Genomic DNA, 26,473 nt, shown 5'->3' on the forward strand with positions numbered 1-26,473 from the left:
TTCTCATCTTTGAGGTGTGCTAGTGTTATTCATTGGTCACAGCTTCCACTTCTTCAATGGAAGTGAGCCCTTGCTTGGCTTTAAGTAAGCCAGATTCACGTAAGTCTTTAACACCTTCGCGCTTCGCCTGATCCGCAATGTCATGCGCGTTACCATTGGTCATAATGATGCGGCTAATGGCGTCAGTAATGGGCATCACTTGGTAAATCCCCACGCGGCCTTTATAACCACCATTACACATTTCGCAGCCGCCTTCTTTGGGGCCATAGAGTTGCCAGCTACCATCTAAATCTGCTTCTTTATAACCCACGCTCAATAAAGCTTCTTTAGGCAGCGTCACCGGGACCTTGCAGTTTTTACATAGCCTTCTGGCTAAACGTTGCGCAGTAATCAGTGAAACCGCTGATGCAATATTAAACGGCGCAACGCCCATATTCATTAGGCGGGTCAGAGTGGATGGCGCATCATTGGTATGCAAAGTAGACAACACCATATGGCCGGTAGAAGCAGCTTTGATGGCCATATCGGCAGTTTCCAAGTCGCGAATTTCACCAATCATGATAATGTCAGGATCTTGGCGCAGGAATGATTTAAGCGCAGCTGCAAACGTTAAGCCTTGCTTGTCATTGACGTTGACTTGGTTAATCCCTGCCAGTGGAATCTCGGCCGGGTCTTCTGCCGTAGAGATATTCACACTAGGATTGTTAAGAATATTTAAACAGGTATAGAGCGAAACTGTCTTCCCTGATCCGGTTGGCCCAGTCACCAGTACTAAACCATAAGGGCGACTGACCGCTTTTAATAGCGCTTCTTTTTGTTCTGGCTCATAGCCCAATGCTTCAATCCCAAGCGTGGCACTGGTCGGATCCAGAATCCGCATCACAATCTTTTCTCCATGGATAAGCGGCAATGTGCTCACGCGGAAATCAATAGTACGGGTTTTGGATAGCGTCAGTTTCATCCGCCCATCTTGCGGAATGCGTTTCTCAGAGATGTCCAGATTTGAAATGACCTTGATGCGGGAGGCCAGTTTATCTTTAATCGCCAATGGCGGCTGTGCGATATCTCTTAATTCACCATCTACGCGGTAACGAATGCGATAAAACTTTTCATAAGGTTCAAAATGCAAGTCGGAGGCGCCCATGTTGATGGCATCCAATAACATTTTTTGTAGAAACTTAACAACCGGCGCATCGTCCACTTCAAGGGCGATCTCAACTTCATCTTCCTGATCGTTGCCGCCCATGTCCAAATCAAAGTCGTCCCCCACATCCAAAGATGACATAGAAGTGTCCTTGGATTCAACGATGCGGTCTATCCATTTGCTAAGCTTGTCATCTTCCACCACCACGGGTGAGAGTGTCATGCCCATCTGGAATTGCACACTATCTAAAGCATGCAGATTGGTGGGGTCTGAAATGGCTACATACAGCACATTATTGCGGTTTTGTAGCGCAAACACACGGTTGGCTTGCATCAGTTTCGGGTCTATCGACTTGGCTGGCAAGTAATCGGTATTGATGGCATCTAAGTTTATATAGGGAAAGCCAAAAGCGCGTGCAGAAGTTTCTGCGATTTTTTCCGCAGATATTTTTTTACTGGCAATAATTTGAGAGATAAATGGAGTTTTTTGAGTGTTGGCTTGGCTCTGCACAGTGTTTGCTTCTTCTTCGGAAATGAGTTTTTCCTGAACAAGCATGCGTGCAATACCGCTTAATTTACTGGGTGGTGATGTGGTCGCCATTCGTAATAATTCGCTTTTAATCTCTATTTTAATTCTTTGTTGTTAAAGAATATTTTAATTATCGAGCAATAATGCACTTTAACTTTTTTTTTGTAAAGTTAATGCCGTTGTTTTTACAAGGTTTTTGTATTTTAGCTACGATTTCACTTGACAAATTAGCAACACTGTAAAAAAGTCTTGACTTTTTACAATTTGTAACATATAAAGTTCGCAGGTGTTTGCGTTCGAGTTTTTTGTAGCCGTCTTTAATTTAAGTTTTTTGAATTTGCATTATTGCGACTTGAGTTCTTGAGACAAACTTTTTGGGGCGCCCCCCTATGTTTTATGTAAGGAAGTAGAAATGGCAACAGGTACCGTAAAATGGTTTAATGATTCAAAAGGGTTTGGTTTTATTACTCCAGATGATGGCGGCGATGATTTATTCGCACACTTTTCAGCAATTGTTGAATCTGGCTACAAGAGCCTAAAAGAAGGCCAGCGCGTGAGCTTTGAAGTGACCGAAGGTCCTAAGGGCAAACAAGCATCAAATATTCAAAAGGCTTAAGTCTTTTATAGCAATATCAAATAATAAAACGGCTCGCGATGCGAGCCGTTTTTTTCATTGCTACATTGCGTGGTCAATTACATATTGGCAATAATTTCATCGCCAAATTGCGCGGTGCCCACTTGTGTCGCGCCTTCCATCTGCGATGAAAAATCGATAGTGACATGTTTGCTGGCAATGGCTTTGCTTACACCATTGAGAATCAAATCGGCTGCTTCAGTCCAACCCATATGACGCAACATCATCTCGGCTGATAAAATCAATGAGCTTGGGTTGGCCAAATCTTTACCGGCAATTTTTGGGGCAGTACCATGTGTGGCTTCAAACATGGCAACTGTGTCTGATAAGTTTGCGCCTGGTGCAATACCAATGCCACCGACTTGCGCCGCTAAGGCATCGCTCATGTAATCGCCATTAAGATTAAGTGCGGTTACGACATCATAATCGCTTGGGTGTAACAAAATCTCTTGCAAGAATGCATCGGCAATACAGTCTTTAATTACAATGCCATTTGGCAGTTGACACCATGGGCCACCATCAATCGGCACCGCACCAAATTCTTCTTTGGCTAATTCATAGCCCCAGTCTCTAAAACCACCTTCGGTAAATTTCATAATGTTACCTTTGTGGGTGATGGTCACGGATTTACGATTGTTATCAATGGCGTATTGAATCGCCTTGCGAATCAAACGCTTACTACCATCGATAGACACCGGTTTAATGCCGATGGCGGAAGATTCTGGAAAGCGGATTTTCTTGAGCGTGCCCATATCGCTTAAAAAGTTGATTACTTTTTTGACTTGTTCACTGCCGGCTGCCCATTCAATGCCTGCATAGATGTCTTCCGTATTCTCGCGGAAAATCACCATGTCGGTTTTTTCTGGATGTTTTACCGGGCTAGGTACGCCGGTAAAGTATTGAATCGGGCGTAAGCAAACATATAAATCAAGCTCTTGACGCAGTGTCACGTTGAGTGAGCGAATGCCGCCGCCTACAGGTGTAGTCAACGGGCCTTTAATAGAAATGACATAGTCTTTCAGCACTTTCATAGTTTCGTCAGATAACCATGTGTCTTTGTCGTAAATCGTCGTGGATTTCTCGCCAGCAAATACTTCCATCCAGCTGATTTTGCGTGTGTTGCCGTAAGCTTTATTGACCGCTGCATCCACCACTTTAATCATGGGTGGCGTAATATCAATTCCAATGCCATCCCCTTCAATAAATGGGATAATAGGATCATTCGGTACGTTAAGCGTATTGTCGGCGTTGACTGTGATTTTAGTGCCGATAGCAGGAACCTGATACTTTGTAGATTGATTTTTTGATGCCATTACTAAATTCCTAATATGTTGATTTTGTTTAATAAGCCATTTAACGTTGTATGTCAGTTTAGCACTCATCGATTGCAAGATGGTACGGTCGGGCATCCAACGTTAAAAGACTTTATTGCTATCCCAAACGTCTACGCGGCAGGTAGGCTTGATACCGATTCCGAAGGATTGCTTATTTTAACTGATGACGGCGCAATACAACACCGTTTAAGCCATCCAAAACACAAAGAAATCAAGACCTACTGGGCGCAAGTAGAAGGCGTTCCCACTCAAGCAGATTTGATGCCACTTTTAAGCGGGGTGGATTTAGGCGATTTTGTCACGCAACCGGCACAAGTGCGGATAATTGAAACACCGGATCAGTTGTGGCCAAGAACCCCTCCGATTCGAGAACGCAAGGCAATTCCCACTACGTGGCTGGAAATCAGAATCAGTGAAGGTAAAAACCGCCAAGTAAGGCGGATGACGGCAAACATAGGCTTTCCAACCTTGCGTTTGATCCGATATGCAATCGGGCGTTATAACTTGGACGGAATCTTGCTTGGTCATTACAAAGTGATTGAAAGTTAAAAGGGTAACAATGAAACCGGTTTGTATTTTTAGGCATGCCCGAACGGAAGGTGCAGGCTATTTAGGCACTTTTTTGGAGCAAAATGCGATTCCTTGGTGCGAGGTGCGCATTGATTTAGGCGAGGTGATGCCACCTTCTGCCACTGCATTTAGCGGTTTGGTCTTTATGGGCGGACCGATGAGTGTGAATGATGATTTGCCATGGATTAAACATGCGGAGGTGTTGATTCAAGAGGCTGTGAGGCTGGATATTCCAGTGCTTGGGCATTGCTTGGGTGGGCAATTGATGAGTAAAGCGCTCGGTGGTGTGGTGAGTGCAAACCCTTATAAAGAAATTGGCTGGGGCAATGTAGTGGTGGGTGATCATCCAGAAGCGAAGAGATGGTTTGGTGACACCAAGCAATTTTTAAGTTTTCACTGGCATGGCGAAACCTTTACCCTGCCTGAGGGCGCAACACATTTGCTGACGAGCGAGCATTGCGCTAACCAAGCATACGCCTTGGGTAAGCATTTGGGCTTTCAATGCCATATTGAAATGACCTCAGACATGGTCAAAGTATGGTGCGAAACTGGCCGTGCCGAAGTGGAGGCCTCTATTACGAGCAATGGCGTGCAAGCACTTGACGAGATTCAGCGCATATTGCCTGAGCGGGTCACGGCTTTGAATGCTGTTGCGCAGTCTGTATATACAGTGTGGATACAAGGGCTGAAAAGCTGAGATATGCTAGAATAATCGATAAACGTTATCGAAAGTGATTTATGTCTGGCAATACCTTTGGCACCTTATTTACGCTCACTTCGTTTGGTGAATCACATGGACCCGCAATTGGCGGTGTAGTGGATGGATGTCCCCCAGGATTAGCGCTGTCTGCAGAGGATTTACAGATAGATTTGGATCGCCGTAAACCAGGGACCTCTCGTCATGTGACGCAGCGTAATGAGGCGGATACGGTGGAGATTCTATCGGGGGTGTTTGAAGGTAAAACCACAGGTGCGCCTATTGGCTTGTTGATTCGTAATACAGATCAACGCAGTCAGGATTACAGCAAGATCATGGACACGTTCCGCCCGGGACATGCCGACTATACCTACACCCAAAAATACGGCATTCGCGACTATCGCGGCGGCGGCCGTTCAAGTGCACGAGAAACAGCAGTGCGTGTTGCTGCAGGTGCGATTGCCAAGAAATGGCTCAAGCAAAAGTACGGCATACAAATTCGCGCATACCTCAGTCAGCTCGGTGAAATTGATATTCCGTTTGTTAGCTGGGATTGTTTAAATGATCCGGAAAATAAATTATTTTCGCCGAATATGGATATCATGCCTAAGTTAGAAGCGTATTTAGACACAATACGCAGTGAGCGTGATTCTGTCGGCGCTAAAATCACTTTGGTGGCTGAACATGTGCCAGTCGGTTTGGGTGAGCCGATATTTGATCGGCTGGATGCTGAAATTGCTTATGCCATGATGGGCATTAATGCGGTAAAAGGGGTGGAAATCGGCGCAGGATTTGCCTCTGTTGCTCAGCGCGGCAGTGTACATTCTGATGAATTGACGCCAACAGGTTTTGCAACCAATCATGCTGGTGGCGTATTGGGCGGCATATCCAGTGGGCAAGAAATCGTCGTCAATATTGCGTTTAAGCCAACCTCCAGTATCCCGCAGCCACGTAACTCCATCGATAAAACCGGTGAGCCGATACTGATGCAAACCACAGGCCGACATGACCCTTGTGTGGGTATTCGTGCGACACCGATTGTAGAGGCAATGCTTGCCCTAGTGCTGATAGATCATGCGTTACGCCATCGTGGCCAAAATGCAGATGTGGTGACGACCACACCAGTGATTTAAGCTAATCAGCGATTTTACTTGCTGTGAGTCACGCTCTCCACGCGAATCTTTCCCGCTTTTACTTTATCTACTATTTCTTCGTAGGTGCTTTTGTACCTTACTGGGGTTTGTATTTACAGTCCGAACAATTTTCGGCTGCTGATATCGGTATCCTGATGTCGCTATTTCAAATTAGCCGTATTTTTGCGCCCAATTTCTGGGGTTGGCTGGCGGATCATACTAAGCAGCGTGTCGTTTGGATTAAGCTCACGGCTTCGCTTGGGTTGATAGGCTTTATAGCAGTATTTTGGGCGCATGGTTTTTGGGCGTTATTTTTTGTGATGGCGGCGCTCAGTTTATTTACCAGTTCTACTTTACCTTTGTCTGAATCATTAGTGCTGGCACATTTGGCCACCACCAATGGACACTATAGTCGCATACGCATGTGGGGCTCGCTAGGCTTTATTGTGGCTGCGGTTATTTTAGGTTTTTTAATCGATGCCTTTGGCATTCAGAGCCTACTTTGGTTTTTATTGTCGGTGCAGGTTGTATTGTACCTGCTCACCTTCAAGTTACCCGAGGCTGTTGTTGCCCCGCATAGCCATGATCAGTTTTCAATGTGGCAAATTATCAAACAGCCTGCTGTCATTGCCTTATTGGTGGGTTGCTCGCTGATGGTGACTGCGCATGGCGTGCTCTATAATTTTTACTCCATTTACTTGGCCGAGCATGGTTACAGCAAAACGATGATTGGGTTTTTGTGGGCCATCGGTGTCATCTGTGAAATTGTGGTGTTTATGCTGATGCCAAAAATCATGGGGCGCTTTACGCTCAAGACCATTTTACTGATTAGCCTAGCGTTAGCCGTTATCCGCTTTAGTATGATTGGCTTAACACCGGATCATGTCTATCTATTGTTATTGGCGCAGTGTTTACATGCATTTACGTTCGGTAGTTTTCACGCTGCATCGGTAGAGGTCATCACCCAGTTCTTTAATGGACGCCATCAGGCGAAAGGGCAGGCCATTTATAACAGTGTTGCTTATGGCGTAGGTGGCGCTGTCGGTGGATTGGCAGGTGGCTTTGCCTTGCAATATTTAGGCGGGCAGTATACCTTTACGCTTGCTGCCGCGTTTCCATTATTAGGGTTTGTAGTCATTATGATGGGCTTGAAATTAGCGCAGCCATTTGCATCGAAGGGAATGTTCAGTGAGTAAATTAATGCAGTTCGGCATCAGCGCTGTTCTAGTGTTGGGTATGACAGGATTGGCCAGTGCTGATACACAAGTAAATGTAGTGGGACTGTTTGCTGGCAAGGCTTTGGTCACCATCAATGGCAGCGCTCCACAGACCTTGTCTGTAGGGCAGACAAAAAATGGAGTGAAGTTGGTAGCCGCTGACAGTCAGCAAGCCACACTGTTGATTGAAGGTAAGACTAAAGTGCTGGGAATGGGACAAGGCGTTTCGGCTGGCGGCGGGGCAGAGTCAACACAAAATCAACCAGTTAATTTGTACGCAGATTCTGCGGGCCATTTTTTTGGTAATGCGACGGTGAATGGTGCTAATTTACGCTATGTGGTAGATACCGGTGCAACTTCAGTCGCACTTAATAGTGCGGATGCGAAGCGTGCTAATATTAATTACTTAAATGGCGAGAAAGGCATCGCATCTACTGCGGGCGGTAGAATTGTGGTCTATCGTGTGACATTGAATACACTCAAAATTGGTAGCATTGTGTTGAACAATGTGGAGGCAGTAGTAAATGAGGGTGGATATCCGGAAGTGGTCCTGCTGGGCATGTCAGCATTGAACCGTATGGATATGAAGCGCGATAATACTACGATGACGCTTACAAAAAAATATTAGTGGTGCTCTTCGCTAGCAACCCAATTACCTAACAACAAATAAAACAAAAAAACGGGCATTCGCCCGTTTTTTTATTAGTCACAATGACCGACCTACTTAATGCGTTTGTCTTTCTCAATTAAAGCGTAAGCACTATGGTTGTGAATGCTTTCAAAGTTCTCAGACTCCACCACATAAGCATCGATGCGCTTCTCAGCATTCAATTGTGCTGCGACATCGCGTACCATATCTTCTACAAACTTCGGATTGTCATAGGCGCGCTCCGTCACAAATTTTTCGTCAGGGCGTTTGAGCAAGCCATATAACTCACAAGATGCCTGTTTTTCTACAAGCTCAATCATGTCTTCCAGCCACATAAAGTCATTGAGTAGAGCAGTAACGGTAACGTGTGAACGTTGGTTGTGCGCACCGTAATCAGAGATTTTTTTACTACATGGGCATAGGCTGGTCACAGGCACCAATACTTTTACCGTGATGCTGAATTCGCCATTTTTGATTTCACCGATGAATGTCACATCGTAATCCAGCAAGCTTTTTACGCCGGAAATCGGTGCGGATTTATTAATAAAATATGGGAAATGCATTTCCACGTAGCCTGACTCTGCCTCTAGGCGTTTGACCATTTCACGCAAAATGGTCTCAAAAGACTCAATCGAAATGGCATGTTCGTTCATGTTGAGAATCTCAACAAAACGTGACATGTGGGTGCCTTTAAAGTTGTGCGGTAGATGCACGTACATATCAAATACGGCCACAGTGGCTTGCTCGCCGCCAGATCTGTCTTTGACAATGACAGGGTGGCGGATAGACTTGATGCCAACTTTGTTAATATCAAGGTGGCGTACATCCGGCGTGTTCTGAACGTCTTCAATGCCTTGTAGTGTGGGTAGATTCATGATGTAGGTCATCTCCAAAAGCGGCGGCAGCTATTTTAATTGGGCCGCCTAAGTTAACGCGTTAATTCGGATGCGTCAACGTATTGTATGCGTTGTAATGTTAATTGAAACTATTTATCCGTTATATTGAGGCGTCTTCCCTAAACTCAATACCTATCGTGCAAATTATATTGGTGAAGCAATGATACTGCGCGTCATTTGATGTTCAGCACGCTTAGTTTTGTACGGATAGTTTCAATCATGGCTTCTGCGTTCAGACCGCATTGGGACAGCATAGTTTCATGTACGCCGTGCTCAATAAATGTATCGGGCAAACCAAGGCAAAGTGTAGGGCAATAAATAGATAGGCTTTGGAGTGCTTCCAAGACTGCAGCACCTGCGCCGCCCATGGCTGCATTTTCTTCAACCGTCACAATCAGTTGATGTTGCTTGGCCATAGATTCAATCATGGACATATCTAATGGTTTTACAAAGCGCATATTCACTACCGTTGCATTCAATGCCGCTGCCGCGAGTAGGCTCTCAGCCAGCATACTGCCAAATGCTAAAATAGCTACTTGCTTGCCTTGGCGTTTTAGCTCAGCTTTACCGATTGGCAATGTTGTTAACGCTTGATTAATAATTGCGCCAGTACCAGTGCCTCTGGGGTAGCGCACTGCTGCTGGCCCAGGGTGCATATAGCCTGTAGTCAGCATTTGTCGGCATTCGTTTTCATCACTAGGGGCCATGATGACCATGTTGGGGATGCAGCGTAAATAGCTTAAATCAAAGCTGCCAGCATGGGTGGGGCCATCGGCACCGACCAGCCCAGCGCGATCAATCGCCAGTAAAACATCTAGTTTTTGGATGGCGATGTCATGCACTAGTTGGTCGTAAGCGCGTTGTAAAAATGTGGAATAAATGGCCACGACAGGTTTCAGTCCATCACATGCCATGCCCGCAGCAAACGTGAGCGCATGTTGTTCAGCTATGCCGACATCAAAATAGCGATGCGGATATTTTGCAGCAAATGCATTGAGTCCAGATCCGTCACACATGGCTGGGGTAATGCCCACCAGTGCCGGATCCTGATCTGCCATATCGACCAACCAGTCTCCAAACACTTGCGTATAGGTTTTTTGGCTAGCACTGGCTGTTGTCAGGCCGTTACATGGGTCGAATTTGCTCACGCCATGGTATTTGTTGGGGTCGTCTTCTGCCGGGGTAAAGCCTTTGCCCTTTTGCGTCACAATATGCAAGAACTGCATGCCTTTGAGTTCGCGAATATTGCTTAAGGTGTCTAGTAGCGCTGGTAAATCATGGCCATCAATGGGGCCAATATAGTTAAAACCAAACTCTTCGAACAATGTGCCTGGTGTCACCATGCCTTTGGCATGCTCTTCTGCACGCTTGGCAAACTCTTTGACCGGCGGCACGATATCGAGCATTTTCTTACCACTGCGTCGTACGCTGTCATAAAAGCGGCCCGATAGTAGGCGTGCTAAATAGTTATTCAACGCACCCACATTGTTAGAGATACTCATGTCATTGTCATTGAGAATCACCAACAAATTGGCATCCATGTCGCCCGCATTATTCAGTGCTTCAAACGCCATGCCAGCTGTCATTGCACCGTCACCGATAATGGCCACGCTGCGTCTGTCGGACTTGGCTTCGCGAGCGGCTATTGCCATGCCTAAAGCGGCTGAAATAGAGGTGCTGGAATGCCCGGTGCCAAAGGTGTCGTAAATGCTTTCGCTACGTCTGGGGAAGCCCGCAATGCCATTTGGCTTGCGTAGATTATCCATCGCATCACGCCGGCCAGTCAGAATTTTATGCGGATATGTTTGGTGGCCAACATCCCATACCAAACGATCTTCAGGCGTGTTAAATACATAGTGCAGCGCAATGGTCAGTTCTACCACGCCTAGATTTGAGGCCAGATGCCCACCCGTTTTTGCCACACTTTCTACTAAAAAAGTGCGTAGTTCCGCAGCGAGTTCCGGGAGCTGGTGGCGCTCTAGTTTTTTGAGGTCTAGCGGGGATGAAATGTTGGCGAGCAGAGTAGACATAACTATATGCGGCTTAAAATTGACGTTGAGTGATGAAACTTGCCAGACTTCTTAGCATGTCCGCTTCTTGTGCGTACGCTTCTAGTGGCGCAAGCGCTTGCTGATACAACGATTGTGCCAGTGATTTGGCGGTGTCCAATCCTAACAGGGTTACATAAGTGGATTTATCTTGCACAGCATCTTTACCCGCTGTTTTACCCAAAGTAGCGGTATCTGCTTCAGCATCCAAAATATCGTCCACAACTTGAAATGCCAGTCCAATTGCCTTGGCGAATGTATCCACTGCTTGATACTTTTGTGTGTCAGCATTCGGCGCCGTATAAGCACCCATCATGGCGGCGGCATGCATCAAGGCGCCTGTTTTTAAAGCATGCATGTGCGCAAGTTGCGGTTGAGATAACTTGATGCCAGTACTTTCTAGGTCAATAGATTGTCCGCCAGCCATACCGCGAGAGCCGGTTGCAAAGGCCAAACAGTACAATATATTGACTTTTTGACTAGCCTCAATGGACAGTTGATTGCTAGCAATCAGTTCAAATGCCAAACTTTGTAGCGCATCTCCAGCCAGTAAAGCGGTGGCATCCCCAAATTGTTTATGGGTAGAGGGCTTGCCGCGACGTAAGTCATCATCGTCCATGCATGGCATATCATCATGCACCAATGAGAATGCGTGAATCAATTCTACGGCAGCCGCAGATAGATCAATATGCGCTAAAGTTGCGCCACAAAACTCGCCTGCTGCGTACGCTAATAAAGCTCTTACACGTTTACCTCCACCCAGCACAGCATAGCGCATGGCTTGATGCAAGGTTATAGGTGTTTCAGTGTCGGCAGGCATCGTAGTCGTCAACACGTGCTCAATGCGCGATTGCATGGCGTGTGACCACTGCTCAAACTGCAAAGGAGTCGTCATGGAAGGGCTATTCACTGGCAACATTGTAGGGCGCTAAAGCATTTGCTTCGGTCAGTATGCTGACTTGCTGCTCAGCCTCTGTCAGCGACTGTTGGCATTGCTTAAGTAGCTCAGCGCCGCGTTTATAGGCTGCGAGTGACTGCTCAAGCTGTAATTGACCGGACTCTAATTGCGTAACAATAGATTCCAATTCTGCAATGGCAGATTCGTAATGAAGGGGTTCGCTATTTGGCGCGCTCATGAGGTGCTTGGCAATATATTGACTTAGAATTTGTCTAGATTTTAACAAAACTCTCGCAACTTGCGGCGTTTATCACGCCATAAAGTCGGATTAGGGCAAAATCTTCAGTAAAAATTGACGAATATCCGCTATCTCATTGGCGTTCACGGAATGCGCCATCGGATATTCATGCCACTCCACAGCGTATCCGGCATCCTGTAGTTGCTGGCGGGAGCTCAACGCTGTATCGATGCGAATCACTTCATCTGCAATGCCATGCGCCATGAAAATCGCAATAGATTGATTCTCAATAGATTTTTGCGCAGGTAGGGTGTGTTTTAATGGCAAGTAAGTCGAAAGTGCCAGCACTCCCGCCAAAGTCTGTGTATGTCTGAGTGCTGTATGGAGTGCAATGGCACCACCTTGCGAAAATCCGGCAAGCGCAATGCGATTGGTCGGAATGCCAAGCGTGTTTGCATGGGCGATAAGTGCCTTAATTTCGGTTTGGGATGCCTTGATGCCTACAGCGTCTTGCGGACTGTCTTTGTCTAAACCAAACAAATCGTACCAAGCACGCATTTCATAACCATTGTTCATGGTAATTTTTTTGTAGGGTGCATGCGGCAACATAAAGTGAATGTGCTGCAGGTTTAGCATCTCTACAACAGGCTCAAAATCATACCCGTCAGCACCTAGGCCGTGTAGCCAGATAACGCAAGAGGTTGAATTGTTAATGGTATTTGTTTTTAAGTAGTCGAGCATTGTTGCATCATTACTGCATTATAAGTGTGCACATTGTATACCTCTAAATGCTGCTATTTAGCCTCGCCAGTAATCAGATTACATCTAGGGATTTACTTTTCAATCAATACCTTTAAGCAAATTGTAATACTTTAGCGTTTGCAGATTTCTTAAGTGCAACTTTTTGGTCTGTATTGTGGTGAGAACTCGGAAGAGTCGCAGCTCCATGGTGAAGATGCGGTTGGGCGTGATAATCGAATGGTCTTATTTAATACTTGACTTGGTGCGTTGAGAATCGTGCATGAGATTTCAGTATTAGTGACTTCAATATCGCAATTGAGAGTGTCTGCGTCAGATAGACCAATATCCGAAGGTGTTGTGACTGTTAATCCATCATTTCTTTTTAGCTCAAAAGCTACTTTTCCTCCAGCTATTTCCGCTAGCCCAACTGAGACTTTGGTTTTAGCTTGGTAATCAGAATAGCTAGGTATAGCTATTGCGGCGAGAATTCCGATGATTGCAACAACTATCATTAGCTCGATTAAAGTAAAGCCATTACACTTACCGTATTTAATAATCATTTGTGGTTTTTCGTGTTGGATTTATGTAACTATCTATTTTTAAGTGCTCTGTGATTAAAAGTACTTAAAAATAGAGCGCGATTTTTAGGTCGCGCTCATTGTTGTATCAGCTATATGGCTAAATTATGCTTGTGGGCAAGACTTCGGTGCGTACTTCTTGTCTGACGCGCCAGTCGTTGCGCATGACCACACACCGGTCGTAGCATTGCGTGTCCATGTGATAGTCGCAGATCCTACTTGCGTTGGGGCATTTTTAATTGCACATGATAGAGTGGTGGCTGCAGCAGTTAAGCCACAGTTAGCAGTATCCGTTGTTGGCATGCTGATATCACCGTTGCCAGAAACTGTTCCACCATCATTTGTAAATAATTCGTGAGCAGTTTTATAACCTGAAACCTCTGCTAAGCCAGCGGCTAATTTTGCTTTAGATTGATAGTCAGAATACGCTGGAATCGCAATCGCTGCCAAAATACCGATAATCGCAACTACGATCATTAACTCGATTAATGTAAAGCCTTTTTGTACTTGTTTCATCATGTTGATTTCCTTTATTTAATTAAGTGTTAGTGCATACACACTGTGTGTTGTTTAAATCAGTGCTTGTAAGGCTAAAAGCAATGGCTGTGCCAACTTCCAATTCTTTTTTTAAACTGTTGATTTGTAATCATAAGTTCAAGTTGAATGGCAACGTTGGTGTGGTTGTAGTAAGTTTTTAATTGGGAGAATAGAGACGAAAACTGCCCTCTTTTCAGTGTTTTGCTGACAAAAAGTGTCACTTTTCTACATTTAGGGCAGTTGCAATTGCGTATTAAATTTGCCATGAGTGCTTATATTGCGCACTTGTGGCAGTGGCTGAATGAAAAAAGACCGCAGTTGCGGTCTTTTTTTATCACTTCATTTAAATCTGTATTACCAAAATTTCCACCAAGGTTTGTTGGAAGATCCGGTTTGTTTTACATTGTTGGTTGAAGTTGCGCCAGTTGCCTGGCCAGTTACTTTGAGTTTTCGATGACCTTTTTCAAGTTAGCCAAACCGCTGTCGAATACGCCAGTAACAAACTTAACGGCTGTTTCATCATCTTGGCCGGCAGGAATCGGTGGATTGAGTTTGTAAGTGCGGTAAAAGCGGCCTACCCAAGTCACAGTAGACTCACCAGCGCCTGGGCCAGCGGTCACTTGCATGAATGCGTTGTAATCAGCTACTGGTGCAACGCCGTCTACAATTTCGTATCTCAGTTTCATGTCAGCATCATCGGCAGTACGTAATTTTTCGTAGATTGTGCCGCCATCTTTTAAGGTTAAGGTTCTGAATGTTTCATCGCCTTTTTTCTCAAGTTTTGTGCTTGCAATGGCTGGGTGCCATGCGTGTATATTGCCAAAATCTTTTACCACAGCCCAAACTTTAGCTGGCGCTGCTTTGATGACAATGGTTTTTTCAACTTTTTGTGGGCTTGGGCCGTGTGCAGCTGCGTTAAAAGAGAGCGCAGTAAGTGCGATAATCGCTAACAACTTTTTCATTCATATTCTCCACTAATGTACTTAAGCGTACTAAAGATACTTTTGGTAAAGGTACCGGGGTACCAAATTATGTAGTTTTAAGGTTGATTAAAACTACGATTCACTACAATCAACAATTATAAAACATTAAGTGTGCATTGCACACGCTTCATTTAACGTCTGACCTTGGCAGTGGTTGACCTATGCTTACTGCAAAATAAATTGTCCAAAAGCTCTGCTCTTGTCACCAGTTTTGATGGTGGAGATGACTTTTTTCTGTGCAACATCAATCACAGAGACGCTATTGGTTCCCCAATTGGCAACAAGTAGAAGGTTGTTCTCAGTGTCTAGGCTGAGGCCTTCTGGGGTCATGCCAACATTCATTGTGGTGATAACCTTGCGTGTGGCTAAGTCGATGACGCTAACAGAATCATCTTGTGTATTGGTGACATACAGCTGAGTGTTTTCTAGATTGGCGATGACGCAGTAAGGGTGCTCGCCGACTTTGATGGTGTAGAGTGGTTGGTCGGTATTAGTGAGATCCACGACGCTAACGGTGTTGTCATACACATTGACGCTAAACAATTGTTTGCCGTCATGGCTGAGCGCAATACCAAAAGGGTGCTTGCCCACATCGATACGCTTTTGAATACTGAGTGATGAGGTATCAATGGCGACAACCTGATTGCTATCCCTGGCTGCTACGTAGAGCGTTTGATTGTCTGGGCTCACGACCAGACCCGCAGGCGCTTTGCCAGCAATCACTGCGCGTTGAGAGTTGACATTGCTAGTGCTGATAGCGAGGATACGGTCGCTATACCAATCTGCTACATACAATGTTTGATTATCTGGTGAAAGAGTGATGCCTACTGGTGAGCCTTTCACTGGAATGGTTTGGATAACTTTTTGCTGAGTACTATCGATGACTGAAATCGAAGCGCCTTCTACATTCGTCACATAAACACGCTGTAGCTTCTTTGAAACCGCAATGCCAACAGGCGCTTTGCCTACCGGAATGGTATGCATTATTTTTTGCTGGCGTGTATCAATGACAGAAACAGTGTGATCTCCCTGATTGGTGATATACGCCAGTGTTTGATGCTGGCAGGCGCTTAGGCTCATGATTAAAGCCAAAAGCCAAACAAAATTCTTCATAACATGCCCGTAATGGTTGATTTGATTAGATTTTATTCAAAAAAGAATGCTTTCAATAATGCCTAAAATATGAAAAAATTGCACTAAATAATTAAGGTTGTTGCTAAATGTTAGATCGTGACGGATATCGCCCCAATGTGGGTATTATTCTTTGCAATTCGCACAATCAAGTGTTTTGGGGAAAGCGTATTCGAGAGCATGCTTGGCAGTTTCCGCAAGGAGGCATCAAGTATGGTGAGAGTCCAGAGCAGGCGATGTATCGTGAGTTGATGGAAGAAGTAGGGCTTAAGCCTGATCACGTCCAAATTTTAGGGCGTACGCGGGATTGGTTGCGTTATGAGGTGCCTACTAGCTGGATTCGGCGCGAATGGCGCGGTAGCTACAAAGGACAAAAACAAATTTGGTTTTTGTTGCGTTTAACAGGACGAGATAGTGATGTGTCTTTGCGCGCAACCAATCAACCTGAGTTTGATGCATGGCGCTGGAGCGATTACTGGGTGCCGTTAGAAGATGTCATTGAATTCAAACGAGATGTGTATAAATCTGCTTTGAACGAATTGGCTGTGCATTTGCACGTTAAGTCTGGTAAGGCTTGGCATAAGCGGATTGAGCGTCCAAGCTAAAACCTATGTGAGCAAGGCGATGCACCTTGCTCAGCAGGTGAGTGTCAGCACGTCCCCATCAACTCACCTAAAAGAATTTTTTTGCTTGGGTGCCAAGTGTCACTAAACGCAATGGACTTGGCTTGAAATAGCATCACCACGGTAGAGCCGAGTAAAAATTTCCCCATTTCATCCCCTTGTTTTAAGGTAATATTTTTCTCGCTATAGTCCCAGCGCTTGATTTTGCCTCTACGTGGTGGATTGACAATACCACCGGCCGCATCATGCCAAGCGGTCGCCATGCTGCCCACAATGGTTGCGCCTACCAGTACCATCACAAATTTTCCATGTTGCTGAGATTCAAACTCACATACAACACGTTCATTTCTAGCAAATAGATTGGGTACATTGGCTGCGGTAGTAGGGTTGACGGAAAATAAATCACCCGGCACATAGGTCATGCTGATTAATGTGCCATCGCAAGGCATATGGATGCGATGGTAGTCTTTAGGGCTCAGATATAAGCAAGCGAAATGACCATTGTCAAAAGCATTTGCCATTGCCTCGTCCCCTGCCAACAGCATTTGTGTTGTGTATTGATGGCCTTTTGCTTGGAAAATTTGGTTGTGTTCAATGGTGCCGAATTGGCTGATGGCACCATCCACCGGGCAAATGAAAGCTGTGTTTGCTAAAGGGCGCGCTCCAGTTTTGAGTGGGCGCGTGAAAAATTCGTTAAAGGTTGCGTAGCTTGCTGCATCTGTATTCAGTGCCTCCGCCATGTTGACTTGATAGCGCTTGATAAACCATTGGATCACATTGGTTGTTAGTTTGCCGCAACGTAGATTGGCAAGCTTCCCTGCAATAGCGGTGATGGCTTGTTTGGGGAGTAGATACTGAAGCAAAATAGCTGGTTTCAAGGCAAGTATTCCTGTGCGTAGTTTAGATATTCGTTAGACGTACTCAGTGGGAATAAAAAAGCACAGAACAGAAAGATTCTGTATCTGTGCTCAATTGATATATCCACTATGGTTTAGCTGGATAATGCAAAGATTAGTTTTTAGATTGATCAACCAATTTGTTTTTTGCAATCCATGGCATCATCGCGCGCAATTGACCACCCACTTGCTCAATTGGATGTGCTGCATTTAAGCGGCGGCGAGCAACCATTTCTGGGTAGTTGGTACGGCCTTCTAAGATGAATTGTTTTGCATAGTTACCATTTTGAATGTTTTTGAGACACTCTTTCATGGCTGCACGTGCTTGGTCTGCAATTACGCGTGGACCAGTGACATACTCACCGTACTCTGCGTTGTTAGAGATAGAGTAGTTCATGTTGGCAATGCCACCTTCGTACATCAGATCTACAATCAATTTCAACTCATGCAAGCATTCAAAGTACGCCATTTCAGGTGCGTAACCAGCTTCGGTTAAGGTTTCGAAGCCAGCTTTGACTAGCTCAACTGCGCCACCACATAGCACTGCTTGCTCGCCGAATAAGTCTGTTTCTGTTTCTTCACGGAAATCCGTCTCAATCACGCCACCTTTGGTACCGCCGTTGGCAGCTGCGTAAGACAGTGAAATTTCTTTCGCTTTACCTGAAGTGTTTTGATACACAGCGATCAATGAAGGTACGCCGCCGCCTTTAAGGTATTCTGAGCGCACGGTATGGCCAGGGCCTTTTGGTGCAATCATGATCACGTCTAAATCTGCACGTGGCACGATTTGGTTGTAATGAATGTTGAAGCCGTGTGCAAAAGCCAATGCTGCGCCTTTTTTCAGGTTTGGTGCAACTTCAGCTGCAAAAATGCCCGCCATCGTTTCGTCTGGTAATAAAATCATCACAACGTCAGCATCTTTCACTGCATCAGCAATCTCAAGTGTTTTATGGCCAGCTGCTTCTGCTTTAGCCCATGAGCCGCCGCCTTTGCGTAAGCCAATGGTGACGTTTACGCCACTGTCTTTAAGGTTAGCTGCGTGTGCGTGACCTTGTGAACCGTAACCTACGATGGTTACTTTTTTGCTTTTAATGATGCTTAAATCAGCGTCTTTGTCGTAATAAACTTTCATGTCTGCTTTTGCCTTTCAATACAAATGCGTATTAATTAAATTTAAATCAATCTATGGAATGCGGTGGTTTGATTACACTTTTAAAATGCGATCGCCGCGGCCAATGCCAGATGCGCCTGTACGCACAGTTTCTAGAATGGCGGTTTTATCAATGGCCTCTATAAAGGCGTCTAATTTGCTGCATGAACCGGTGAGTTCGATGGTGTAGCTATTATCTGCAACATCAATAATGCGACCTCTAAAGATATCGCACATGCGCTTCATTTCATCTTTGTAAACGCCAGAGGCTTTTACTTTGACTAACATGAGCTCGCGTTCAATGTGCTTGCCATCGTTGAGGTCGAGTACTTTGACTACATCAATCAGTTTATTGAGTTGTTTGATAATTTGTTCAATCACGTCGTCAGACCCTGTCGTGACGATGGTCATGCGTGATAGGGTAGGGTCTTCCGTCGCCGCGACGGTCAGTGATTCAATGTTGTAACCGCGTGCAGAGAATAAGCCGGCAACACGTGAAAGTGCGCCTGCTTCATTTTCCATTAAGAGTGAGATGATGTGTTTCATTGCTTCACTCCCTTGACTTTAGGCAGCTCCATCTCTGACAAGCCTTTGCCGTTTTCCACCATTGGGAATACGTTCTCTTTTTGCTCGGTAATAAAGTCCATGAATACAAATTTATCTTTTTTCGCAAACGCTTCTTTTAAAGCACCTTCTACGTCGCTAGGCTGCGTGATTTGCATGCCAACATGGCCGTAAGACTCAGCTAACTTCACAAAGTCTGGCAAGCTGTCCATGTAAGATTCTGAGTAGCGGTCCTCATAGAAGAATTCTTGCCATTGACGCACCATGCCCAAATAGCGATTGTTCAGTAGAATCACTTTAATCGGCAGGTGATATTGTGCACAGGTCGACAGCTCCTGAATATTCATCTGTATGCTGCCTTCGCCTGTCACGCAAGCCACTTGTGCATTTCTGTCCGCAAATTGACAGCCCATTGCATAGGGTAAACCTACGCCCATGGTACCCAAGCCACCAGAGTTAATCCAACGACGTGGTTTATCGAATTTGTAATATTGCGCAGCCCACATTTGGTGTTGACCTACATCTGACGTCACGTAGGCGTCACCTTTGGTGACTTCCCAAAGTTTTTCAATTACGTATTGTGGTTTGATAACAGTGCTGGATTGCTCGTAACGACCGCCATGTACCAAACGCCATTCGTTGATTTGTTTCCACCAGTCGCTGATGTCATTCTTTGCTTTTTCTTGCGCAAGAATCTCGTTCATCTCAGCCAGCACAGATTGCACGTGCCCAACAATTGGCACATCTACTTTCACGCGCTTGGAGATGCTAGATGGGTCCACATCAATATGAATAATGGTGCGTTTTACGCTGCCAAAGTGATTGGGGTTGCCAATGACGCGGTCATCAAAGCGCGCGCCAACGGCAATCAACACATCACAGTTTTGCATCGACATGTTGGCTTCATACGTGCCGTGCATGCCTAACATGCCTACATATTGCTTATCAGTAGCAGGATAGCCGCCTAAACCCATGAGGGTATTGGTCACAGGGTAGTTTAATGCACGTGCTAATTTAATCAGCTCTTCAGCGCCGTCACCCAATACCAAGCCACCGCCGGTATAAATCATTGGGCGTTTGGCTTCTAATAGTAATTTGACAGCTTTTTTAATTTGACCGCTGTGGCCTTTTAACACTGGGCTGTACGAGCGCATTTCTACCGTTTTTGGATAGATAAAGTCCGCGATGTGTGCTGTGATGTCTTTAGGGATATCGACAACTACCGGGCCAGGACGACCAGTTTTGGCAATGTAAAACGCCTTTTTAATGGTCGATGCGATGTCTTTCACATCTTTCACTAAAAAGTTGTGCTTAACACAGGGGCGTGTAACCCCCACCATATCGACTTCTTGGAACGCATCCATGCCGATTGCAGGTACTGGCACCTGGCCGCTGATGACAACCAAAGGAATAGAGTCCATATAAGCTGTAGCGATGCCTGTGACTGCATTGGTGGCACCTGGGCCGCTGGTGACTAGCGCTACGCCTACTTCACCCGTTGCACGTGAGAATGCATCGGCCGCATGCACAGCAGCTTGCTCGTGACGCACTAAAATATGTTTGAAACCGTTTTGTTTGTAGATTGCATCGTAGATGTGCAACACAGCGCCACCCGGATAGCCAAAGACGAATTTGACTTTTTCCTCATTCAGGCAGCGAATAACGATCTCTGCACCAGTAATTGACTTGGTGCTAGTTTCGGCCGGGGGATGGGCTTTTGAATCCATAAAACCTTGAATTTCGAAATAAATTGATGAACCCTCAACATTAACTGTTTACGTTAAATAGGTCAAGTTTGTAGCAATAATTGCAAATTTTACGATGGTGCAGTTGACAATACAAATGAGAATCATTATTATTTAGGTTCTTTGGGAGATGAGTGCATGATGATGCATACAAATCAGATGGCATATAGAAGTGGTTTGTACGATCCTGATTTGCCAACGGCAGGAGACGTCATGGCGTCGTTATGTTGTGTGGCAACACAGTATGCAAGTGAGCCGTCATTAGATTTGGCGTTGCTGGGGTATGGTTTGGCGCAGACGCTAACTGCCCCTGAGTATGCCGAGACAGATTTAATTGTGACGGTATCCAAGCAGTTGCTGGATCAGTGGCAATCGCTACTGCAAGCGCATCAGGAGTTTGAATTGCAGCAACACTCATCTGAATATGTGCCGCAATCGCTAACGGTGCAATAACAAGTATTGATAAAACAAGTTTCATAGAAAGTAGTCAAGATGTCGAGATTAACAGGCCCTAGGGTCAAAATTATGCGTGCGCTTGGTGTGGATTTGCCTGGGCTTTCACGCAAAACGATAGAAGCAAGACCAACGCCACCGGGCCAGCACGGCAACAAGGCTTCACGTAAACGCCGTTCCGACTTTGGTGTGAAGCTGGTGGAGAAGCAAAAGATACGTTTTAACTATAGCTTAACCGAACGTCAAATGCGCATTTTGATTTTAGATGCGCGTAAAGGTAAAGAGCCAACAGGTGAGCGCTTATTGCAGTTGTTGGAATTGCGTATGGATAACGTAGCGTTTAGAGCGGGCTATGCACCGACAGGTATTGCTGCTCGTCAACTGGTGAGCCATGGGCACATGCTGTTGAATGGTAGACGTGTGGATATTCCTTCTATCCGTTTAAAAGTGGGCGATCAAATTTCGCTGAAACCATCCAGCAAGCAAATCCCCATGGTGGTAGAGACGTTGAAAGCGCTACCGCTCGCACGTCCAGAGTGGTTAAGCTGGGATGAGCAACATAAAGTGGTGACCGTAGCGCATTTGCCGGCCATTGAAGATGTGCCGTTCCCGGTAGATGTACAACAAGTGGTGGAATATTACGCAAACCGCGTGTAATAAAGGATATGGAAGTTGTGAAGAATTTAAAGCGTCCCTAACAGCGCTTTAAGTGTAGTACCGCATGGAAACATGCATCTCCTTTTATGGCTGCCTTCAACTTGATGTGTATACATGGGTTGATGTAAGTCGGCCAACTTTTTAGGGTGCTAAGCTAAGGCGATTGTGAACATGAAGATTATTACAAGTATTGCTTCAAAAGCCCTGCTAGATATGGATATTGCAATGGTGACAGATGCTGATGGATGCAGTAATCCAATCAAAATTACCTCTATTAAAAAATTAAATAGTGAGAAGTTGTTTTGCGACGGTAACGAAGTAATGATTCAGCACCAAAATGAGACTTATGTACTGCGATTGACTAAACAAAATAAATTAATTCTGACAAAATAGCGATATGAATCAACAGTATAAAATAGGGTTAAGCTGCGCATGAAGTCAAATATTGCCACTCCAGTGACGTTGGTGTACTCGGCAGAGCACGTTGTGTCTGTGCAGAAAAAGCCTGTGAAAAACCTTATTGCAGTGCAGTCGGAAGTGTTGATGCCTGTGCAGCCAGTGCTTGAGCGCCCCTTAAAATCAAAGATCGCATTGCTGATGGTGGTGCTAGCACACGCAGCAAGCATTTATTATCTTGCCAAACAAAATCTAGAAACAATAGAGCCAGTAAAGCCAGCGCAACCGATGCAAGTGAGTTTGATTGCGCCACCTACGCCAGAGCCCGAAGTCGTGCCGATTATTGAGCCGCCTAAACCAGTGGTACAGCCCAAACCTAAGCTAAAAAAAGTAGTTGAGAAAATTCAGCCGCTAGAAGTGCCAGCAGAGCGTATGGTGGAAGCCACAACGGTGGAGGTGAAAGAAGCAACGCCAGACCCAGTGCCGCCAGTGCAAGAGGTGGTTGAGGCCAAAGCGCCACCAAAATCAGAGCCTGTGGTGGTGGAAGAAAAAATCGAGCCACCCAAATTTGGTGTGGCGTACCTGCAAAACCCAGAGCCTGAATATCCGCGCATGTCTAAGCGTTTAGGTGAGCAGGGGCGTGTGCTGTTGCATGTGGTTGTGGATACCGCAGGGAAGCCAACAGAGGTAACGCTCAAAAAATCCAGTGGACATGAGCGCCTAGATGAGGCGGCGATTGAGGCCGTAAAAGGTTGGCGTTTTATTCCCGCAATGCGAAATAAAGTAGCGTTGATTGCTGCTGTGGATGTGCCCGTTAAATTCTCATTACAGTAATTAGGTAGAGCGCTCAACATTTGTATGAACGATAGTTTTTTTAGTTAGAAAGTAGAATGAAATGAACCAAACCCAAGAATTTAACAGCTTAATGTTTATATTAGAGGCTGGACCTGTGGCGATTGCGGTGGCTGCACTGATGTTGGTGATGTCTGTGGCTAGCTGGTATTTAATGGTGACTAAATATGTGCAGTATGTGCGCATGAAGTCTGCTATTCAGCGCTATATTGCGCAGTTCTGGGCCGCGCCTAATTTGCAGACAGCACTGAACATTGAAGATGCACATTCAGCTGCCTATGCGTTGGCGCATCACGCAGCAACTGCGTCTCAGCATCACCATACGCATGTGCAAACGTCTGCCAATGCCTGTAGCCATGAAGAGTTTGTCGCACGCAGTATGCGTCGCGATATCGCAGCGACATCCAGCCAATTGGAGTCTGGTTTGTCTGTGTTGGCATCGGTGGGTAGTGTTGCGCCGTTTGTGGGCTTATTTGGTACGGTATGGGGTATCTACCATGCGTTAGCTGCAATCAGCGCCAGTGGACAAGCGACATTGGACAAAGTAGCCGGCCCAGTGGGCGAGGCTTTGATTATGACCGCGATTGGGTTGGCTGTAGCGATTCCGGCTGTATTGGCATACAACGCATTTGTAAAAGCCAATCGTACGATACTGGGTCAGCTAGATACGTTTGCACAAGATTTGCATGTATTAATGACGACAGGGGCTACCTTAGCAAAAAAGCATACTAGTCCACGACAAGCTGTTGTGGATGCCAATGCTACTACGCATGCTGCTAACAAAGTGAACGGAGTGCCTGCATGATTGGGAATAGTCAGCAATCAAGCATGCTGTCGGATGCGCATACGCAGCCGATGAGTGAAATTAATACCACACCATTGGTTGACGTGATGCTGGTGCTGTTGGTGATTTTTATTATCACTGCGCCATTGTTAACGCATGCGGTAAAGATTGATTTGCCACAAGCCACAAGCCAACCGTTGCCTGAAAAACCAGAAGTGATTTCATTGGCGATAGATGCAGCAGGCAAAACCTACTGGAACGATGCGCCGATAGAGCAAGCAACGCTTAAATCACGTTTAGAGGCCGCTGCCAAACAGACGCCGCAGCCAGAATTGCAAATTCGTGCGGATAAAGATACACGCTATCAATTGTTGTCAGAAGTGATGGCGGACGCACAGAACGTTGGGATTACTAAGTTAGGCTTTTTAAGTGAGCCGAAATAATCCTATTTTTATTGGCGTTTATTAGGAGCTAGCAATGACAGCGATGTTAACCAAATGGGCCGATACGACTATCGGATTTTCCATGCTCGCACTTGTTGTCATTGCGGCCTTTTGTTTAATGAGCTTGATCGCCATTAAAGTCATCGAGTTTTTTGCTTTTCGATCTGATACGTTTACTTAAATCTTGAGTTGTACGATATCCAATCTAAATCATTAGTGTAAGTAGCCAGCCAAGTAAGCATTGCTTTAGTAGCCAGCCAATTTTAATTATTCTTTAAAGGGGCAGGCAATGTTTAGTCAACAACGTAAATCCATTCAACGCATCATCGGTAGCAGCCTATTATTAGGCGCGATCACACTGTTGCCTCAAATTGCAATGGCAGCCGATGGCTGCGACATCGTGATTGAGGCCACAGATGCCATGACGTTTAGCAGTAAAGAAATCGCAGTCAAAAAATCCTGTAAAGCATTTAATATCACTTTAAAACATGTGGGCAAGCTCGGCAAAAACATCATGGGGCATAACTTGGTCATTGCAAAAGAAGCTGATCAAAAAGCTGTGCTGGAAGATGGTAGTAAAGCTGGTGCGGCCAATGAATATCTTAAGCCGAATGACACGCGTGTAGTTGCCTACACCAAGCTGATTGGCGGTGGTGAGCAGGCGGCCACGCAGTTTGCATTGACTAAGCTTGATACTAAAGCGAACTATGTTTTCTTCTGCTCGTTCCCAGGCCACGCTTTCATGATGAAAGGTGTAGTTAAATTCATTTAATGGTCAATTTTTTTATTGAATTAAACAAGTAATTAAATGCAAATACACGCTTTAAAAACATGGGCTTGGGTGCATAAATGGTCTAGTTTGGTCTGCACGGCATTTATGTTGTTACTGTGTTTGACTGGGTTGCCCTTGATCTTTAGTCATGAGATTAGTCATTTATTGGGCAACGAAGTCGACCCGCCAGAACTGCCAAGCAACACACCATTGGCTAGCATGGACAATGTATTGGCCAATGCCAAGGCGTTATACCCAAGTCGTGTGGTGCAGTTTGTGTTTCGCGATATCGATGAACATAATAGTTGGACGGTGAGCCTAGGCAAAACCGCTACTTCGGAAGACGATACCAAGTTTGTGAAGCTTGATGCACGCACGGCCAAAGTATTGCAAGAGCCTAAGTTTAACGAAGGCTTTATGTATGTGATGTTCAAGCTGCATGTGGATTTATTTGCCGGTTTGCCCGGCATGCTGTTCTTAGGCTTGATGGGCGTGTTACTCGTTGTGGCTATTATTTCAGGCGTAGTGCTATATGCGCCTTTTATGCGCAAGCTGGAATTTGGCCAAATTCGTAAAGACCGCGCGCCCAAATTAAAGCGTTTGGATACACACAACTTTTTAGGGATTGTCACCCTCGTATGGGCGCTGGTAGTCGGCACCACAGGCATTATTAATGCGTGGGCGGATTTAGTGATTAAGTATTGGCAGTTTGACCAAATGTCTGCCATGACTGCGCCTTATAAAGGCTTGCCGCCGCCAACCCACTATGCATCCTTGCAAGCAGCGGTAGACACGGCGCAAGCGCGTGAGCCTAATATGCGGCTTGGGTTTATTGCTTTTCCGGGAACAGATTTTTCCAGTCCGCATCATTACGGCATGTTTATGCGGGGCGATAGTCCAGTCACGTCACGTTTATTCAAACCCGTATTGATAGATGCGCAAACCGCCAAGCTGACGGATAGTCGCGAAGTGCCTTGGTATTTGGCGACATTACTGATTTCTCAGCCACTGCATTTTGGCGATTACGGTGGTATGCCGATGAAGATTATTTGGTTGATTTTAGACTTATTTACGATTGTTGTTTTGTGGACAGGCTTGGTGCTGTGGTGGAAAAAGCGTGCGCATTATCAGCACGATGTACAACAGCGCCTCGCCTTTAATGAAGCTTATGCATCACGCTAA

The 26,473-nt window shown here is 45.5% G+C and carries 31 protein-coding genes; 16 read left to right on the forward strand and 15 right to left on the reverse strand.

Going from position 1 to position 26,473, the window contains the following annotated elements; all coding sequences use genetic code 11:
• Nucleotides 1-25: 25 nt before the first annotated feature.
• Entirely contained in the window at nt 26-1,744 is a 1,719-nt protein-coding gene (gene pilB / locus FG11_RS01865) for a type IV-A pilus assembly ATPase PilB (protein WP_047532784.1), read from the reverse strand.
• 340 nt (nt 1,745-2,084) lie between these two features.
• On the opposite strand from pilB, the gene FG11_RS01870 reads away from it, so the two are divergent.
• The gene (locus FG11_RS01870; RefSeq protein WP_020183941.1) at nt 2,085-2,288 is read left to right on the forward strand and encodes a cold-shock protein; all 204 of its coding nucleotides are present in this window, start codon (nt 2,085-2,087) and stop codon (nt 2,286-2,288) included.
• A gap of 77 nt (nt 2,289-2,365) precedes the next feature.
• On the opposite strand, the gene icd is transcribed toward FG11_RS01870, so the two are convergent.
• A complete protein-coding gene (gene icd / locus FG11_RS01875; protein WP_047532786.1) occupies nt 2,366-3,619 on the reverse strand; it encodes an NADP-dependent isocitrate dehydrogenase in 1,254 nt (417 codons plus the stop codon).
• A 15-nt stretch (nt 3,620-3,634) separates the two neighbouring features.
• Between icd and FG11_RS01880 the strand changes: the two genes are divergently transcribed.
• Genes FG11_RS01880 through FG11_RS01900 form a run of 5 tightly spaced genes read left to right on the forward strand, consistent with a single transcriptional unit; the run spans nt 3,635 to nt 7,885 of the window.
• A complete protein-coding gene (locus tag FG11_RS01880) occupies nt 3,635-4,189 on the forward strand; it encodes a pseudouridine synthase (protein WP_025223851.1) in 555 nt (184 codons plus the stop codon).
• A gap of 10 nt (nt 4,190-4,199) precedes the next feature.
• Entirely contained in the window at nt 4,200-4,907 is a 708-nt protein-coding gene (locus FG11_RS01885; RefSeq protein ID WP_025223852.1) for a type 1 glutamine amidotransferase, read from the forward strand.
• Nucleotides 4,908-4,948: 41 nt separating this feature from the next.
• Nucleotides 4,949-6,040, forward strand: a complete 1,092-nt coding sequence (aroC, locus tag FG11_RS01890) for a chorismate synthase (RefSeq protein WP_020183945.1) — start codon at nt 4,949-4,951, stop codon at nt 6,038-6,040.
• Nucleotides 6,041-6,063: 23 nt separating this feature from the next.
• Nucleotides 6,064-7,236, forward strand: a complete 1,173-nt coding sequence (locus FG11_RS01895; protein ID WP_025223854.1) for an MFS transporter — start codon at nt 6,064-6,066, stop codon at nt 7,234-7,236.
• A gap of 4 nt (nt 7,237-7,240) precedes the next feature.
• Entirely contained in the window at nt 7,241-7,885 is a 645-nt protein-coding gene (locus FG11_RS01900; RefSeq protein WP_025223855.1) for a retropepsin-like aspartic protease family protein, read from the forward strand.
• 92 nt (nt 7,886-7,977) lie between these two features.
• Here FG11_RS01900 and folE2 read toward each other — a convergent pair whose 3' ends face one another.
• The 9 genes from folE2 to FG11_RS01950 form a co-directional block, all read right to left on the reverse strand.
• Nucleotides 7,978-8,793: a GTP cyclohydrolase FolE2 gene (gene folE2, locus FG11_RS01905; RefSeq protein ID WP_020183948.1), complete on the reverse strand. Its 816-nt coding sequence runs from the start codon at nt 8,791-8,793 to the stop codon at nt 7,978-7,980.
• Between the two features lie 182 nt (nt 8,794-8,975).
• On the reverse strand, nt 8,976-10,832 hold the full coding sequence (gene dxs / locus FG11_RS01910; protein WP_047532788.1) for a 1-deoxy-D-xylulose-5-phosphate synthase: 1,857 nt from the start codon (nt 10,830-10,832) through the stop codon (nt 8,976-8,978).
• A 13-nt stretch (nt 10,833-10,845) separates the two neighbouring features.
• Nucleotides 10,846-11,745: a polyprenyl synthetase family protein gene (locus FG11_RS01915; RefSeq protein WP_047535657.1), complete on the reverse strand. Its 900-nt coding sequence runs from the start codon at nt 11,743-11,745 to the stop codon at nt 10,846-10,848.
• A 7-nt stretch (nt 11,746-11,752) separates the two neighbouring features.
• Nucleotides 11,753-11,986 (reverse strand): exodeoxyribonuclease VII small subunit, encoded by a 234-nt coding sequence (gene xseB, locus FG11_RS01920; protein ID WP_029647287.1) that lies wholly within the window; start codon nt 11,984-11,986, stop codon nt 11,753-11,755.
• A 90-nt stretch (nt 11,987-12,076) separates the two neighbouring features.
• Nucleotides 12,077-12,727 (reverse strand): alpha/beta hydrolase, encoded by a 651-nt coding sequence (locus FG11_RS01925; protein ID WP_047532790.1) that lies wholly within the window; start codon nt 12,725-12,727, stop codon nt 12,077-12,079.
• 149 nt (nt 12,728-12,876) lie between these two features.
• A complete protein-coding gene (locus FG11_RS01930) occupies nt 12,877-13,287 on the reverse strand; it encodes a pilin (protein ID WP_047532792.1) in 411 nt (136 codons plus the stop codon).
• A 123-nt stretch (nt 13,288-13,410) separates the two neighbouring features.
• A complete protein-coding gene (locus FG11_RS01935; protein ID WP_047535658.1) occupies nt 13,411-13,821 on the reverse strand; it encodes a pilin in 411 nt (136 codons plus the stop codon).
• Nucleotides 13,822-14,279: 458 nt separating this feature from the next.
• Complete coding sequence (locus FG11_RS01945) at nt 14,280-14,804, reverse strand: SRPBCC family protein (protein WP_047532796.1); 525 nt, start codon at nt 14,802-14,804, stop codon at nt 14,280-14,282.
• Between the two features lie 186 nt (nt 14,805-14,990).
• Nucleotides 14,991-15,905: a YVTN family beta-propeller repeat protein gene (locus FG11_RS01950; protein WP_088177888.1), complete on the reverse strand. Its 915-nt coding sequence runs from the start codon at nt 15,903-15,905 to the stop codon at nt 14,991-14,993.
• Between the two features lie 140 nt (nt 15,906-16,045).
• Between FG11_RS01950 and FG11_RS01955 the strand changes: the two genes are divergently transcribed.
• On the forward strand, nt 16,046-16,561 hold the full coding sequence (locus FG11_RS01955; protein ID WP_047532802.1) for an RNA pyrophosphohydrolase: 516 nt from the start codon (nt 16,046-16,048) through the stop codon (nt 16,559-16,561).
• Nucleotides 16,562-16,605: 44 nt separating this feature from the next.
• Here FG11_RS01955 and asd read toward each other — a convergent pair whose 3' ends face one another.
• The 4 genes from asd to ilvB form a co-directional block, all read right to left on the reverse strand.
• Nucleotides 16,606-17,457: an archaetidylserine decarboxylase gene (asd, locus tag FG11_RS01960; protein ID WP_047532804.1), complete on the reverse strand. Its 852-nt coding sequence runs from the start codon at nt 17,455-17,457 to the stop codon at nt 16,606-16,608.
• Between the two features lie 133 nt (nt 17,458-17,590).
• Complete coding sequence (ilvC, locus tag FG11_RS01965; protein WP_020183961.1) at nt 17,591-18,607, reverse strand: ketol-acid reductoisomerase; 1,017 nt, start codon at nt 18,605-18,607, stop codon at nt 17,591-17,593.
• 72 nt (nt 18,608-18,679) lie between these two features.
• On the reverse strand, nt 18,680-19,171 hold the full coding sequence (gene ilvN, locus FG11_RS01970; protein WP_020183962.1) for an acetolactate synthase small subunit: 492 nt from the start codon (nt 19,169-19,171) through the stop codon (nt 18,680-18,682).
• On the reverse strand, nt 19,168-20,916 hold the full coding sequence (gene ilvB, locus FG11_RS01975; RefSeq protein ID WP_020183963.1) for a biosynthetic-type acetolactate synthase large subunit: 1,749 nt from the start codon (nt 20,914-20,916) through the stop codon (nt 19,168-19,170). Before ilvB ends, ilvN begins: the two co-directional genes overlap by 4 nt.
• 156 nt (nt 20,917-21,072) lie before the next feature.
• Between ilvB and FG11_RS01980 the strand changes: the two genes are divergently transcribed.
• From FG11_RS01980 to FG11_RS02015, 9 genes are all read left to right on the forward strand, one after another.
• Nucleotides 21,073-21,387: a hypothetical protein gene (locus FG11_RS01980; protein ID WP_020183964.1), complete on the forward strand. Its 315-nt coding sequence runs from the start codon at nt 21,073-21,075 to the stop codon at nt 21,385-21,387.
• A gap of 39 nt (nt 21,388-21,426) precedes the next feature.
• Nucleotides 21,427-22,044: a 30S ribosomal protein S4 gene (rpsD, locus tag FG11_RS01985; RefSeq protein WP_047532807.1), complete on the forward strand. Its 618-nt coding sequence runs from the start codon at nt 21,427-21,429 to the stop codon at nt 22,042-22,044.
• Between the two features lie 171 nt (nt 22,045-22,215).
• Complete coding sequence (gene hemP, locus FG11_RS01990; RefSeq protein ID WP_025223867.1) at nt 22,216-22,437, forward strand: hemin uptake protein HemP; 222 nt, start codon at nt 22,216-22,218, stop codon at nt 22,435-22,437.
• Nucleotides 22,438-22,476: 39 nt separating this feature from the next.
• On the forward strand, nt 22,477-23,274 hold the full coding sequence (locus FG11_RS01995; protein ID WP_047532810.1) for an energy transducer TonB: 798 nt from the start codon (nt 22,477-22,479) through the stop codon (nt 23,272-23,274).
• 61 nt (nt 23,275-23,335) lie between these two features.
• On the forward strand, nt 23,336-24,097 hold the full coding sequence (locus FG11_RS02000) for a MotA/TolQ/ExbB proton channel family protein (protein ID WP_047532813.1): 762 nt from the start codon (nt 23,336-23,338) through the stop codon (nt 24,095-24,097).
• Entirely contained in the window at nt 24,094-24,519 is a 426-nt protein-coding gene (locus FG11_RS02005) for an ExbD/TolR family protein (RefSeq protein ID WP_020183969.1), read from the forward strand. The genes FG11_RS02000 and FG11_RS02005 overlap by 4 nt, the downstream gene beginning before the upstream one ends.
• Nucleotides 24,520-24,553: 34 nt before the next feature.
• Nucleotides 24,554-24,700, forward strand: coding sequence for a hypothetical protein (locus FG11_RS13590; protein WP_020183970.1), 147 nt, complete (start codon nt 24,554-24,556; stop codon nt 24,698-24,700).
• A 108-nt stretch (nt 24,701-24,808) separates the two neighbouring features.
• Complete coding sequence (gene azu / locus FG11_RS02010; protein WP_020183971.1) at nt 24,809-25,291, forward strand: azurin; 483 nt, start codon at nt 24,809-24,811, stop codon at nt 25,289-25,291.
• Nucleotides 25,292-25,327: 36 nt separating this feature from the next.
• A complete protein-coding gene (locus FG11_RS02015; protein ID WP_020183972.1) occupies nt 25,328-26,473 on the forward strand; it encodes a PepSY-associated TM helix domain-containing protein in 1,146 nt (381 codons plus the stop codon).

It is taken from the genome of Methylotenera sp. N17, from assembly GCF_000799155.1.
GTDB lineage: Bacteria > Pseudomonadota > Gammaproteobacteria > Burkholderiales > Methylophilaceae > Methylophilus.